Source organism: Pseudomonas parafulva NBRC 16636 = DSM 17004 (assembly GCF_000730645.1).
Taxonomy (GTDB): Bacteria; Pseudomonadota; Gammaproteobacteria; order Pseudomonadales; family Pseudomonadaceae; genus Aquipseudomonas; species Aquipseudomonas parafulva.
In genome coordinates, this window is sequence record NZ_BBIU01000049.1 from 1 (window position 1) to 13,886 (window position 13,886).

General features: G+C 60.2%; 9 protein-coding genes and 1 rRNA gene. 6 read left to right on the forward strand and 4 right to left on the reverse strand.

Features of this window, described 5'->3' with window-relative positions; all coding sequences use genetic code 11:
- On the reverse strand, positions 1–1,358 hold a 1,358-nt coding region (locus tag PPA02S_RS22230), incomplete at its 3' end, for a retention module-containing protein (RefSeq protein WP_042141870.1).
- Positions 1,359–2,305: 947 nt separating this feature from the next.
- On the opposite strand from PPA02S_RS22230, the gene PPA02S_RS22235 reads away from it, so the two are divergent.
- Together PPA02S_RS22235 and PPA02S_RS22240 are read left to right on the forward strand one after the other, a co-directional pair.
- A complete protein-coding gene (locus PPA02S_RS22235) occupies positions 2,306–4,462 on the forward strand; it encodes a type I secretion system permease/ATPase (RefSeq protein ID WP_028633703.1) in 2,157 nt (718 codons plus the stop codon).
- Between the two features lie 28 nt (positions 4,463–4,490).
- A complete protein-coding gene (locus tag PPA02S_RS22240; RefSeq protein ID WP_174435898.1) occupies positions 4,491–5,828 on the forward strand; it encodes an HlyD family type I secretion periplasmic adaptor subunit in 1,338 nt (445 codons plus the stop codon).
- Between the two features lie 71 nt (positions 5,829–5,899).
- Here PPA02S_RS22240 and lapD read toward each other — a convergent pair whose 3' ends face one another.
- Together lapD and lapG are read right to left on the reverse strand one after the other, a co-directional pair.
- Entirely contained in the window at positions 5,900–7,846 is a 1,947-nt protein-coding gene (gene lapD, locus PPA02S_RS22245; protein ID WP_028633705.1) for a cyclic di-GMP receptor LapD, read from the reverse strand.
- Positions 7,847–7,856: 10 nt separating this feature from the next.
- The gene (gene lapG / locus PPA02S_RS22250) at positions 7,857–8,633 is read right to left on the reverse strand and encodes a cysteine protease LapG (protein WP_245614768.1); all 777 of its coding nucleotides are present in this window, start codon (positions 8,631–8,633) and stop codon (positions 7,857–7,859) included.
- Between the two features lie 186 nt (positions 8,634–8,819).
- On the opposite strand from lapG, the gene PPA02S_RS22255 reads away from it, so the two are divergent.
- The 4 genes from PPA02S_RS22255 (at position 8,820) to PPA02S_RS22270 (ending at position 13,651) form a co-directional block, all read left to right on the forward strand.
- Positions 8,820–9,515 (forward strand): GntR family transcriptional regulator, encoded by a 696-nt coding sequence (locus PPA02S_RS22255; protein WP_028633707.1) that lies wholly within the window; start codon positions 8,820–8,822, stop codon positions 9,513–9,515.
- A 96-nt stretch (positions 9,516–9,611) separates the two neighbouring features.
- Positions 9,612–10,112 (forward strand): sigma-70 family RNA polymerase sigma factor, encoded by a 501-nt coding sequence (locus PPA02S_RS22260; protein ID WP_028633708.1) that lies wholly within the window; start codon positions 9,612–9,614, stop codon positions 10,110–10,112.
- Complete coding sequence (locus PPA02S_RS22265; RefSeq protein WP_028633709.1) at positions 10,109–11,077, forward strand: FecR family protein; 969 nt, start codon at positions 10,109–10,111, stop codon at positions 11,075–11,077. The genes PPA02S_RS22260 and PPA02S_RS22265 overlap by 4 nt, the downstream gene beginning before the upstream one ends.
- Positions 11,078–11,236: 159 nt before the next feature.
- Positions 11,237–13,651, forward strand: coding sequence for a TonB-dependent siderophore receptor (locus PPA02S_RS22270; protein ID WP_033728036.1), 2,415 nt, complete (start codon positions 11,237–11,239; stop codon positions 13,649–13,651).
- A gap of 60 nt (positions 13,652–13,711) precedes the next feature.
- Here the strand turns inward: PPA02S_RS22270 and rrf are convergent.
- Positions 13,712–13,827 (reverse strand): 5S ribosomal RNA (gene rrf / locus PPA02S_RS22275).
- Positions 13,828–13,886 lie beyond the last annotated feature (59 nt).

Sequence of the window (13,886 nt, forward strand, 5' to 3'; positions counted from 1 at the left end):
TGGATCGTGACACTAACGGTCGAACCGTTGTTGTACACATCGTTCGGCGGGGTCTGGAAGTCGATGCTGCCCTGGGTCTTGCCCGCGTCAACAGTGATGACCTGACCATTGGACAAGGTCACGGTCACCGGCGTCTGAGCCGGATTAGTCAGCGTCACGGTATAAGTGATCACGCCACCTTCGGTGACCGACGGATTCGCCGTCAGAGTCGCGGTGGTGGTGTCGATCGAATCGTTGATCGTGGTAACAGCCGGATTCGTATTGGGCGTGAGTTGCTCGAAGTTACCACCCGTTGCACCCGTAATATTCACGCTGACGGTCGAACCGTTGTTGTAAACATCGTTCGGTGGCGTCTGGAAATCGACGCTAGCCTGGGTTTTGCCAGCCTCAACGGTAATCACCTGCCCGTTGGACAAAGTGACGGTCACCGGGGTCTGGCCTGGGTTGCTCAGCGTCACTGTGTAAGTGATCACACCGCCCTCGGTCACCGACGGAGTGGCTGTTAGCGTCGCGGTTGTGGTGTCGATGGTATCGGTAACCTGGGTTACCGCAGGGTCTTGCGGCAAGGTCACAATCAGCCCGCCACCGCCGGTGGTACCGGTGACAACCGTAGAAATCTGACCGCCATCGACATAGGGCGTGTCATTCGGCGGGATCACGACATTGACACTGCCGGTTGTTTGCCCGGCAGGGATGACGATGACCGCACCATTGGACAGGGTGACCACCAGGTCGCTATTGGGAGCCTGGCCAACGGTGGCGGTATAGACAATCACCCCGCCCGCTTCAGTAATGGAAGGCGTGGCACCCAGTACCAGGTTAGTGGCGACATCCCCGGCCGTGCCGGGCGTGGTCGCACGGTTGTTGGCAGTGGTGTCCGCGCCACCGACATCCTGGCGATTGGCTTCAGCAGCGAAGCCAAGCCCCTCGGTGGGGAAGCCAACAGTCGGGTCAACGGTGCCTGCCGTCTCTTCCAGCATGACGAAGCTGTGGCCACCGCCCGCTGCACCGCCACCGGCTGCCGTAGGGCCTGCCGCAGTGGCTTCCAGGTCGGTAGTGGGGTCGACACCCGCAGCGATCGCTTGTTGCAACTCTGCTACCGAAGGCGCGGCCTGCGCAGCGGCCTGGCCCAGGTCGGTGCTGCTATCAGGCGTGTCGGCACTCCACTGGCTGTCGCGGCCCAGGTCGAGCAGTCGGCCATCTGCCAGCTCAAGCGTTACTGCACCACCAGCGCCAGTGAGCACCTGCTCGCCGGCCAGAAGTCGATCCCCCTCGATCAGTACACGCCGGATGCCTTCTGGGGATACCGCAATAACCTGGCCGACAATACTTTTGACGATGGCTACAACGCTGCTCATTGGACTCTCCGTGTGACCCTGTAGGGGTACTTCCGTGCCAGAGCGGCAATCGTGGCCACCTGATCTGGAATGATGTCGATATTCACTTGACGCATTTTGACGTCAATATTTCGTCTATAACTGCCAGCGATTACACAACTGCCAAACTATTGACCTTATTATGGCCATCCTAAACAATCGGTTAGGTAATGTCACATTGATATTTTACCTTAGCCAAGCGTTTCTCAACGGCAACTGCCTTGGGTCACGAAAAACAGCTGCATCGCCCACCACACGGGGGGTTTAGCGGCTTAGAAATCCGAGGATTAGCCACCGGGTTACCGTCCGTCGGGTTCCATCAGACCATAGGCGTCAATATAAGGTCATTTACGTTTATTCACCGGCCCAATACACGCACGGCAAGCACAAAGCTTGCCGATTCATCACCCAGTGGGCTGCAGCCCCACGCCACTTGTCGGCACGTAAACACGCTGCCGCAAATCAAACGAGCAGAGCGGAATCACGTATATAAGGTTGTCCAGGTGGGGGTGAAGCGCGTGATGATTATCGAATACAGGTTGGTGCAGACACTGCATTTAATAGATGAATTTTGACTAATCGATTACCAAAAGGCGTCAGCAAACCAGCGCCTGTTAAATGACATCAGCTATTCTGGACACGAGCGATTTCGCCATGGCCTTTTGCTAGCTATGCTGACACCCGTGAACGACGTGCGAGTGCTTCAGAAATGAAACATTTCAGGGCCATCCGACGTCAGGTAGTTAAGTGAACGAGACAGCTGTTTACTCAAGATGGATTCAAAGCGACCATTGCCAAAATTTTGCCACGGCGATGAACATCGCCCGGCGCTGATACGCCGCAACACCACTGAACGCCAGGGTTGCCAGCCTGCAGCATTAAGGCAGCGAGCCCACCCCTACCCACCACAAGGATGAAGAGAGCGCCGCGTGGAATCCGAAGTCAGTCGAGTCGAACTCAACCACGATCCACGCAGCCAGCACGACGATCCCCTGCTGGATAGTCTGTTGAGCCTGTGTGTGTTGCACCAAAAGCCCGCCAGCCGCGTGATGTTGACCACGGGCCTGCCGTTGCCAGCGCAGCGGCTGAGCCCCGAACTGCTGCCCCGTGCGGCTGCCAGGGCTGGGCTGCAAGGGCGCCTGCTGCAGCGCAAGCTGGAGCAGATCCCGAGCATCGCCATGCCGGCCATGCTGTTGCTCAAAGGCGGGCGAAGCGCGGTTCTGCTTGGCTGGGAAAATGAAGACACTGCACGGCTGCTGCTTAGCGAAAGCGATGGCGGCGAGGTACACATCAGCCGCGAAAAACTCCAGGATGACTACAGTGGCCGGGTGTTCTTCGCCCAGCCGCAGCACAAATTTGACGTCAACCACGGCAACCTCATTCCGCGTGCGAAGTCCTGGTTCCGTGACACCCTGCTGCGCAGCAAATGGCTGTATATCGATGCTATCGCCGCCAGCCTGGTGATCAACTTGATTGCCCTGGCCGCTCCGCTGTTCGTGATGAACGTGTATGACCGGGTGGTCCCCAACCAGGCAACCTCAACGCTGTGGGTGCTGGCGATCGGGATCGCGGGCGCTTATGTGTTCGACCTGATCCTCAAAGGGCTGCGCGGGTTGTGCCTGGACCTTGCCGGCAAGAAGACCGACCTGATCATCTCTGCCACGCTGTTCGAGCGTATCGTCGGCATGTCGATGAAGTATCGCCCTGCCAGGGTCGGTAGTTTCGCCCAGAACATCCACGAGTTTCAGGGCCTGCGCGACTTCCTGGCATCGCTGACACTGACCAGCCTGATCGACCTGCCCTTCACGGTACTGATCCTGATCGTCATCGCCATCATCGGCGGCCATCTGGTGTGGATCCCGATCATCGCCTTCCCGTTGGCGCTGAGTATTGGCTATGCCCTGCAGCGCCCGTTGATGGCGACCATGGAGCGGACCATGGCACTGGCCTCCGAGCGCCAGTCAAGCCTGATCGAGACCCTCGCCGGCCTGGATGCGGTGAAGGTCAACAATGCCGAGAGCGAGCGCCAGTACATGTGGGAACAGACCCTCGGTACCCTCAGCCGCCTGGAGCTGCGCGTGAAGGTGCTGTCGAGCCTGGCCATGAACATCACCTTGTTGATTCAGCAACTGGCGGGTGTGGCGATGATCTGCGTGGGCGTCTACCTGATCATCGACGGCAACCTGAGCATGGGCGGCCTGGTGGCCTGCTACATGCTCAGCGGTCGCGCGCTGGGCCCGTTGGGCCAGCTGAACGGCCTGTTGGCACGTTACCAGCAGGCCAAGGTGACCATGGTTTCTACCGACCACATGATGGAATTGCCACAGGAGCGCAACTTCGAAGAGCGGCCCCTCAGCCGCCGAGTGCTGCAGGGTAGCGTCGAGTTTCGCGGGGTGGACTTCACCTACCCCAACCAGCAGAACATGGCGCTGAAGAATATCAACCTGACCATTCGGCCCGGCGAGAAGGTCGGCATCATTGGCCGCAGCGGCTCAGGCAAGAGTTCTTTGGCCAAGTTGATCGTGGGCCTTTACGAGGCTGATGGTGGCTCGCTGCTAGTAGATGGTGTGGACATCCGGCAGATCGATGTCAGCGAGTTGCGCCACAACATTGGCTATGTGCCGCAGGATATCCAGTTGCTGGCAGGCACCCTGCGCGACAACCTGGTGAGTGGCGCGCGCTACATCGACGACGAGATGATCCTGCAAGCCGCTGAGCTGGCAGGTGTGCACGAGTTCGCGCGGCTGCACCCTGATGGCTATGAGCTGCAGGTAGGCGAACGTGGGCAGAACCTGTCCGGTGGCCAGCGGCAGAACGTGGCGCTTGGCCGTGCGCTGCTGTTGAACCCGCAAATCCTGCTGCTGGACGAACCGACCAGCGCCATGGACAACACCGGCGAGGAGCGCCTCAAGCAGCGCCTGCAGGCGGTGGTGGAAAGCAAGACGGTGCTGCTGGTGACTCACCGTGCATCACTGCTTTCGCTCGTGGATCGGCTGATCGTGATCGATCGCGGGCAGATTGTTGCCGACGGCCCGAAAGCCGCGGTCATGGACGCGCTGAAGAAGGGGCAGATCAGTGTTGCGTAAGCTGGATTTCGGGCAAATCAAGGAAGGCATGCGGCGCTACTTCAAGGGCAGTGACTCGCTGGGTGGGCAGCCACTTCCCGAGGTCAACAAGGCACTCATCGAGGATGCCCCGCGGGTCGTCAGGTTGACCATATGGGGCGTGATCCTGTTCTTCGTGTTCTTGATCATCTGGGCCAGCGTGGCGCCTATCGATGAAGTAACCCGCGGCGAGGGCAAGGCGATCCCCTCCTCCAAGGTGCAGAAAATCCAGAACCTGGAAGGCGGCATCGTGGCGGAAATTTTTGCCAAGGAGGGCCAGATCGTCGAAGTTGGCCAGCCCTTGCTGCGCCTTGATGAAACGCGCTTCGCCTCCAACGTGGGCGAAACCGAGGCCGATCGCCTGTCCATGGCCCTGCGTGTGCAGCGCCTGAGCGCGGAGGTGGACGACAAGCCACTGCAGATTGACGAAGAACTACGCAAAGCCGCACCCAGCCAGGCGGCCAGCGAGGAGTCGCTGTACCAGAGCCGGCGTCAGCAGTTGCAGGACGAAATTGGCGGCCTGCAGCAGCAGTTGGTGCAGCGCCAGCAAGAGCTGCGCGAGTACAGCTCCAAGCGCGCCCAGTACGCCAACAGCCTTGAGCTGCTGCGCAAGGAAATCAGCATGTCGGAGCCCTTGGTGGCGACCGGGGCGATCTCCCAGGTAGAGGTGCTGCGCCTGCGCCGGGCGGAAGTGGAAAACCGCGGCCAACTGGATTCCACCGCCCTGGCCATACCCCGTGCCGAGGCGGCCATCCGCGAGGTACAGAGCAAGATCGAGGAAACCCGTGGCAAGTTCCGCAGCGAGGCGCTTACCCAGCTTAACGAAGCGCGTACCGAGCTGAACAAGGCCACCGCCACCAGCAAGGCGCTGGATGACCGGGTGCACCGGACCATGGTCACCTCGCCAGTGCGCGGTATCGTCAAGCAATTGCTGGTGAACACTATCGGCGGTGTGATCCAGCCGGGCAGCGATATCATCGAGGTCGTGCCGCTGGACGACACGCTGGTGATCGAAGCGAAGATCCTGCCCAAGGACATTGCCTTCCTGCACCCGGGCCAGGAAGCGACGGTCAAGTTCACCGCATACGACTACACCATCTACGGCGGGCTCAAGGCCAAGCTTGAGCAGATCAGCGCCGACACCATCACCGATGAAGACAAGAAGACCACCTACTACTTGATCAGGTTGCGCACCGATCGCAGCCACCTTGGCACCGACGAGAAACCGCTGCTGATCATCCCCGGGATGATTGCAACGGTGGATATCATGACCGGCAAGAAAACCATCATGAGCTACTTGCTCAAGCCCATCATGAAGGCCCGCTCGGAAGCGCTGCGCGAGCGCTGACAGGCTGTGCAAAGGGCCGCATTGCGGCCCTTATGCGGCGCTAGGCCGCTAATGCACGTAATGGCTAGTACTTATCGCCAGGGTGCAGGTTCACCCACCAGTTGCCCCTGGATACCCCCTACCCCCATTTCGCATAGCACGAGGCGCTCGCCTTCGGTTTCCACACGTTCGGCAATGAGCGGCAAGTCGATGCTGTGGGCAGCGCGCTGGATGGCCTCGATGAACAGGCGCTTGTGCTGCTCCTCATCGATATTGCGGATGTAGCTGCCGTCGATCTTCAGGTAAGCCAGCCCCAGGTGCGACAGGTTGCCGATCATGCTGAAGCGGCCGCCAAAGCGCTGCAGCGCCAGGCCGAAGCCCAGCGCGTGCAGGCGCCGCGTCAGCTGTTCCAGGGCAGGCTGGTCGGGCAACTGCTCTTCGCCAATCTCGAACACCAGGCGCGGGCCCAGGGCTACGTTGTGGCCCAGTAATTCGAAAATGCGCTGCAATGCCTTGGGGTCGGCCAAGGTGGCGGCGGAAAGGTTCAGCGCCAGCACCTGGTCATGCCCACGCAAGTGGGCCAGTACTTTTTCCAGCACCAGCAGGTCCAGGCGCGGCATCCAGCCAAAGCGCTCGAGCCAGGGCAGGAAGCGGCCGGCCGGCAGGGCCTCGCCTTCACGGTCTTTCAGGCGCGATATCACCTTGTGATGAAGCACGCGCTGCGCGGTGGCGCAATCCACCACAGGCTGGAAGAACAGGTCGAAATGGCCATTGCGGAACGCCTGGTCGAGGCGTTCATGCCAGTCGTGCTGGCTGTCTGCGGCAACAGCAGCCACCCCTTGCTCCAGGCACACCCAGCCAGGGGTTGGCTGGTTTTCTGCGCGGGCCAAGGCTTCGTCGGCGAGCTTGAGCAGCGCCTGCGGTGCGTCGCCGGGGGTGTAAGGCGCCAGGCCGATACAGGCCACGGGGTTGATGTCGCTGGCACCGGTTTCGTGCAGGCTCTGCAGGGTGGCTTCCAAGGCCTGGGCAAGCTGAATGGCCTCCTCATGCACCATGCCTGGGGCCAACACCGCAAACTCCCCCCCGCGGCTGCGGGAGATCAGGTCGTTGGTTTCCGGGTAGCTGCCACAGGTGCGCCGCAACTGCTCGCCCACAGCCTGCAGCAACTGGTCGGTACGTTGCCCGCCCAACCGCGCGTTCAGCCCGGCCAGGCCTTGCACACGCAACAACAGCAGGTAGCCTGCGCGGGCTTCCTCCAGGTTGCTGACCCGGGCGTTCAGTTGCATCTCGAAGTAACGGCGGTTGGACAGCCCGGTGAGGGTGTCCTGATAGGACTCGGCACGCAGCCGCTCACTGCGCTCGGCCTGTTCGGTGAACAGGGCCTTGAGCTTCTCGACCATCTGGTTCATGGCCTGCACCACGCGGCGCAGCTCCGGTGTGCGTGGCAGCTCTTGCAGGCTCAGGAATTCACGGCGGGCAATGGCATGGGATTGTTCGACCATGTAGTCCAGCGGGCGCAACTGACGGCGTAGCAGCAGTGCGCCAAGCACGGCACTGGCAGCCCCGCACAGCAGCAACCAGCTCAGGCTGCCCAGGGCGCTTTGCCAGAGTTTGGCAATGGCGAACATCGGGTGGCTTATTACCTCCACCCGAGCCGCCTGTTGCCAGCCACGGCTGACGATGGCGTCGCCGCCGGCAGCCTCCAGGCCTATCAAGTGCACAAACCAGCGCGGCACGCCGCCTGGGTCCGGCTCGGCGTGACGCTCCACCAGTACGGCGTTGGAGGCCAGGTCGACGACCTTGATGCTTGCATAGTAGCCACTGTCGAAGATCGAGCTGACCATCAACTCGGTCATGGCCGGGTCGTCGATGTTGGGCGTGAGCGACAATGCCAGGGCGGTGGCCGCATCCTGGGCGTGCGAGCGCAGCTGGTTGACGTACTGGCTGCGCGAGCTTTCCAGGCTGACCATGAAGCTGCCACTGAAGGCGACCACCAGGAACAGGCAAATAGCCAACAGCAATTGTTTGAACAGTGACATTTGTGCTCCTTCAGTAAACCGGTTCGGCCGGGAAGCCTTCGGCCTGCATTTTCTTCAACAGGTCTTGCCAGCGCGACAACCGCTTGGTATCGCCGACCTTCTTGTTACCAGCAGCCCCGGTGAGCCACAAGCCTTCACCATTGAAGGCGTAGACCGGCAGCAGGTCTGGGCGCTGGCTAGCCGGCTTGATGGCGTCCATGAGGCTGTCCAGGACCAGAGGCTGGGCCTGGGGTGTCGAATAGTAAGTCAGTACCATGTGCGCGCGGTTCTGTCGCAGCGCCTTGACGTAGGTGATGCGCAGCTTTTCGCTGGGAATGCCCATACGCCGAAGGCTGAAATACTTGGCGATTGCGTAGTCCTCACAATCCCCTGCCCCCTTGATCAGGGCCTGAACAGGGGTAGCCCAGTAATCGACCTCACCCCACAGGTCGATGTCCTCTACGTAACGCAGTTGCTGGTTGAAGAACCGGTTGACCACTTGCAGCCGCTCAAGCTCGCTGCCTTGTTTCTGGGTCGCCATCAGGTTCTGCCAGGCATCGATACGCGCTTTGCCGGCGCCGAGCGGGCCATAAAGGGCCTCGGACTTGCGGCTGATCTGTGCGAAGTCCCAATCGGCGTGCAGGCCGCCCAGCAGCATGCCGCCCAGCAACGCAGCCAGGGCGATACGGTGCAGCACGGTTTTGAGCATCGGGGAGATCGCCACAGCCAAGCCCTGTCCCGGCCAGTCGAAAGCTGCGATGGTGCGGCCTGTCAGCGCAAAAGACAATGGCACATCGAAATCATCCATCCGCCTGTCAGCCAGGCTGCATTCTGGCCCTACATCTTCATTTGCATTACTTCCTTTGCAAGGCGACTTACTCCACCATAGCCGCGCTTTGGGGCAGTGCGCTGATAGCCGCAGGTTTGACATGCCCACAAGCCGTAACTAGCTTCATTGGATCCAACTTTTTGTGAACGTTAAGGCAGGCGTTTTGTGGCCGAGAAAATAAAACTGAGCAATGTGCTGACCAGCGAACAGCTGTTGCCGCACCTGGCCCGTGGCGTAATCGAGGAACGTCTGCGCAGTGCCATTCTGGACGGCCGTTTGCCGCCCGGCACCGCGATCCGGCAGCAGGAGCTTGCAACCCTCTATGGCGTCAGCCGCATGCCGGTACGTGAGGCGCTGCGGCAGTTGGAAGCGCAGGCGCTGTTGAATGTGCAGATGCACAAGGGTGCCGTAGTTGCGCCGCTGATCGGCGAAGACGCGGTAGACGCCTATACCTTGCGCGTGCTGCTCGAGAGCGAGGCTTTGCGCCAATCCATCCCGCTGCTTGAAGGCCAGGACATCGCCAATGCACGCCGCTATATCCAGCAGTTGGAGAACGAAACCCGGCATGCCGAGATCGCTCGCCTCAACCGCCTGCTGCACATGGTGCTGTATTGCCGCGCACCGAACCAGAAGCTGCTGCGCCTGATTGATAACGAACTGAACCAGGAGGAACGGTTTCTGCGGTTTCACCTGTCCTCCATGGGCCTGGGCAAACTGACGCAGGACGACCATACGGCACTGGTAGACGCCGCCAGCGCCAAGCGGGTCAACGAGGCTATTGCAGTACTGGAGCGCCACCTCAACGGCGCTGCAATTGCAATTCGCAGATACTTGGACAGCCAAAAGCTTCGCCAGGCGTGATCGCAGCGTTCCTATAGGCCGACAAGGTTGCAAAATGCGGTCACCGGCGGAACAATGAGACTCGTTATCATTAAAGCCTCTATGGCACCGCCGCCAATGCCCAGCAACGAACCTGTCCAAGCCCTCTATCAAGACCACCACGGCTGGTTGTATGGCTGGCTGCGCCATCACATGGGTAGCGCGGCTGATGCTGCCGACCTGGCGCAGGACACCTTCGTGCGGCTGTTACAGCGAAGCGAGCATCTTCATCTGCAAAAACCCAGGGCTTTCTTGCGCACTGTTGCCCGCGGGCTGGTGATCGATCATTGGCGCCGAGAAGAATTGCACAAGGCCTATCTGGAGGCTTTGGCACATCTGCCGCAGGCTCACGCGCCCAGTGTCGAAACCCAGGAATTGCTGCTGGAGCTGCTCGAGCGCATTGCTGTCATGCTCGATGGCCTCAAGCCCAAGGTCCGTACTGCATTTCTGCTGGCCCAGTGCGAGGGCCTCAAGCACAAGGAGATTGCGCAGCGGATGGGGCTTTCCGTGCGTACCGTGGAGCGTCATATCGCTGACGCGCTCTATCACTGCTACCTGTTGCGCTACGACATGCAATGACCTGCGCTCCCCCAGATGCAAAAACGGTGAGGCAAGCCATTACGTGGAGGGTCGCGCTGCGCGAGCATGGCAATGACCCTGCTTTTGAGCAGCGCTGCATACAGTGGCGCAGTGCTTGCCCGAGCCACGAGTTGGCCTGGCAACGGGTTGTCCATCTCGATCAGGAACTGGACCTGCGGGCGGTCCCTGCTGCCGGTCTAGCCCTGCGCACCTTGGAAACCAGTCACAAACGTCTTCAGCGCCGGCAGGCCTTGAAGCTGTTGGGCGGGCTTGCCATGGTGGGTTCGGCCGCTTGGCTGGCCAAAGACCTGGACCTTATCAGCCCATGGTCATCGGACTACGCGACCGCAACGGGCGAGCGTAGGCACATCACCCTTGCCGACGGTACACGCCTGCAGCTCAACACCCGCAGTGCGGTAGATGTGGCGTTCAATGGCCAGCAACTGGTGGTGAAGTTGAAGCGCGGCGAGCTGATGCTCGATTGTCGGCAAACCCTGCACCCACAGTTGCCAGTACGCGTATATGCCAAGGACGCGCTGCTGCAGGCGTTCGATAGCCGCGTCGCGCTGCGCCTAGAGGGTGACTGCGCCCATGCCAGCTTCAGCCACGGCCGGCTGGCAGCCCAACACGCCGAGACGGGCGGCTGGCAATGGCTGGAGCCGGACCAGGCCTGGCGGGTAACGCATGACGGCGCACAGCGAGAGCAGCCTGCCAGCATGGATGCACTGGCCTGGACCGAGGGATTGATCGTGACTCGGGACATGCGTCTGGCCGACTTTCTTGCGCAAGTCAGCCGCTACCGCCATGGCTACCTGACCTGCAGCGACAACATTGCAGACATGCGCTTGTCGGGTGTTTTCCGCCTCGATGACCCTGAGCAACTGGTGCGGCTGTTACCCCGCACGTTGCCAGTACAACTGCGCGAGCTCACGCGCTGGTGGATACGGGTGGAGCGCCTGAGTTAGGCAGCGCTTCCGGAAGATGGCGGGTTTTTTATTCTGGTCCGGCTAGGACATTGAAGCGCCCTCTGCCCTATTCAATTCACGGACTCCTACATGCCTATCGCCACGAAGTACACGCTGCCCTGCAACGCGAATGATTTTCGACCTGTCCTGCAATCAATACTGGGTAGAGCCATACGCGCAGCCTTGTTCGGCACCGTCCTGGGCATAGCGGCCACGCCACTGCTGGCCGTAGCGGACGGTACGCCAGTAGTTAACCAAACCTATGCGATCGCACCCGGCCCACTCGATGAGGCACTCAACCAGTTCGCCAGGCAGGCTGGCATTACCCTGTCAAGCACACCGCAACTTACCCGCGGCTTGCAATCCAACGGCCTTAAAGGCCAGTACGGCACTGAACAAGCCTTGCGGCACCTCCTGGCAGGAAGCGGGCTGGTAGCCCTGAGCCAGAACGCACGCAATTACGTCTTGCAGGCACAACCGCAAGAAGCCGCACTGGCGTTGCCCGATACCGATGTGCGCAGCTTCACCCTGGGTAATGCATTGGGCAGCATGGAGGGGTACAACGCCACGCATAGCCAGGTTGCCACCAAAAGCAGCATGCCGCTGGTGGAAACCTCCCAGTCAGTGTCAGTGGTCACCCGCCAGCAGATGGATGACCAGGGGGCACAGACCGTCGCCCAGGCCATGCGCTATACACCCGGTGTGCTAACCAACCCCTATGGGGCGACCCACCGCTACGACTACGTGGCCATGCGCGGCTTCAATGATGGCTCGGTGGATAACATCTACGTAGACGGCCTGAAGTCCATGGGGGATAACGGCACCTACAGCACCATGCAGGTAGACCCGTATTTTCTTGAGCGCATCGACATACTGAAGGGCCCGTCATCGGTACTGTATGGCCGCAGTTCGCCAGGTGGCCTGGTAGCGTTGACTACCAAGAAGCCTCTGTTCAGCCCCTACCGTCAGGTTCAGGCCTCCGTGGGTACTCAGGGGCAGCGTGGCATGGGGTTCGACTTCAGCGGGCCTGTGGATGACGACAAACGCATTGCGTACCGCCTGACAGGCCTGGCAGACGGTTCAGACACTCAGTTCGACCACAACAAGGAAGAGCGCTACGCACTTGCACCCTCGCTGAGCATGGACTTCACGGAAGACACCTCGCTGACCCTGCAGGCGTACCTCCAGCATGACCCCAGCGGGGGCTACCATGGCGGCAACCCGGCAGATGGCATGCTGCACAAGCGCAACGGCTTGCGCTTGTCGGACCACTTCTTCGAGGGTGAACCGAACATCGATCACTACGAACGCACACAGCAGTCGTTCAGTTATCAGTTCGAACACCGGTTCAATGACGTATTCACTGCACGGCAGAACTTCCGCTACCAGGATTCCGATGTCTCGATGGACCAGGTGTATTCGGCCGGTTGGGCAGGCAACGAGGGCACTGTACTGAACAGGGCCTACACCGGCGGTGACGAACGTCTGCATTCCTACATCATCGATAACATGGTGCAGGCAGAGGTGTTCACCGGGGCCGCCAAGCACACCTTCCTGTTGGGTACCGATTTTCAGCGTCGCAAGGCCGATGTGGCATGGCGCTATGGCTCGGTTGACCCGCTGGATGCCGGTAACCCCCAGTATCGCAATGGCAACCTGCAGGTCGTAGGGGAGAACCGCTATCAACGGCGCTTGCAACAGACGGGTGTGTATTTGCAGGACCTGGTGGAACTGGATCAGTGGCGGTTTTCTCTCGGCCTGCGGCAGGACTGGGTAAAAGTATCCGAGCGTGATCGCGACAGGGATACCAAGGCCAATGATGCGCGTACCAAGTTCACTACCCGTGCAGGTGTTTTGTACCTGTTCGAAAACGGGATCGCGCCCTACCTGAGCTACTCGGAGTCATTCAACCCGAACACCGTGTCCGATCAACAAGGCAAGCCGCTGGCACCCACCGAAGGCACGCAGTGGGAAGCCGGTATCAAGTACCAGCCACCGGGCAGCGACAACTTGTTCACGGCCTCGTTGTTCCATATTGAACAGGAGAACCTGGCATCCAAGCAGCCCAATGAGGATTTCTATCGCCCCGTTGGCCAGGTGCGCTCCCAGGGGTTGGAGCTGGAAGCTCATGTACAAGTGACCGACAGCCTGAAACTGCTGGGCGGGTATACTTTCACTGATATCGAATACACCAAGCAGATGCCTAGCCTGGTAAACGGCAACCTGGACAACAAAGGTAACTCACCCACCCAGGCGCCCAGGCAGATGGTGTCGCTGTGGGCTGACTACAACATGCGCCAAGGTGTGCTTGAGGGTGTGAGGCTTGGAGGGGGTGTACGTTATGTGGGGTATAGCTGGGTCGATGCGGAAAACAGCATGAAGGTGCCGTCCTACACCCTGGTGGATGCTTCGCTGGGTTATGACCTCGGCAAAGTCGGGCTGAAGGGCGTGGATGTGAGGTTGAACGCCAACAACCTGACCAACCGACGCTACATCACGTCCTGCGCAAGCCAGAACTACTGCTACATGGGTGAAGAGCGAAACGTGACGGCCACCGTCAGCTATCAGTTCTGAGCCGTCCCGGAAAAGACAAAGCCCCTGTCTGCATCGCAGACAGGGGCTTTGGGGTTTGAATCTTGACGATGACCTACTCTCACATGGGGAAACCCCACACTACCATCGGCGATGCATCGTTTCACTGCTGAGTTCGGGATGGGATCAGGTGGTTCCAATGCTCTATGGTCGTCAAGAAATTCTGTGTGCTGGCCCGTCAGTTGGACGTGCCTGCGAATCTCTGTAGTTCCTACTT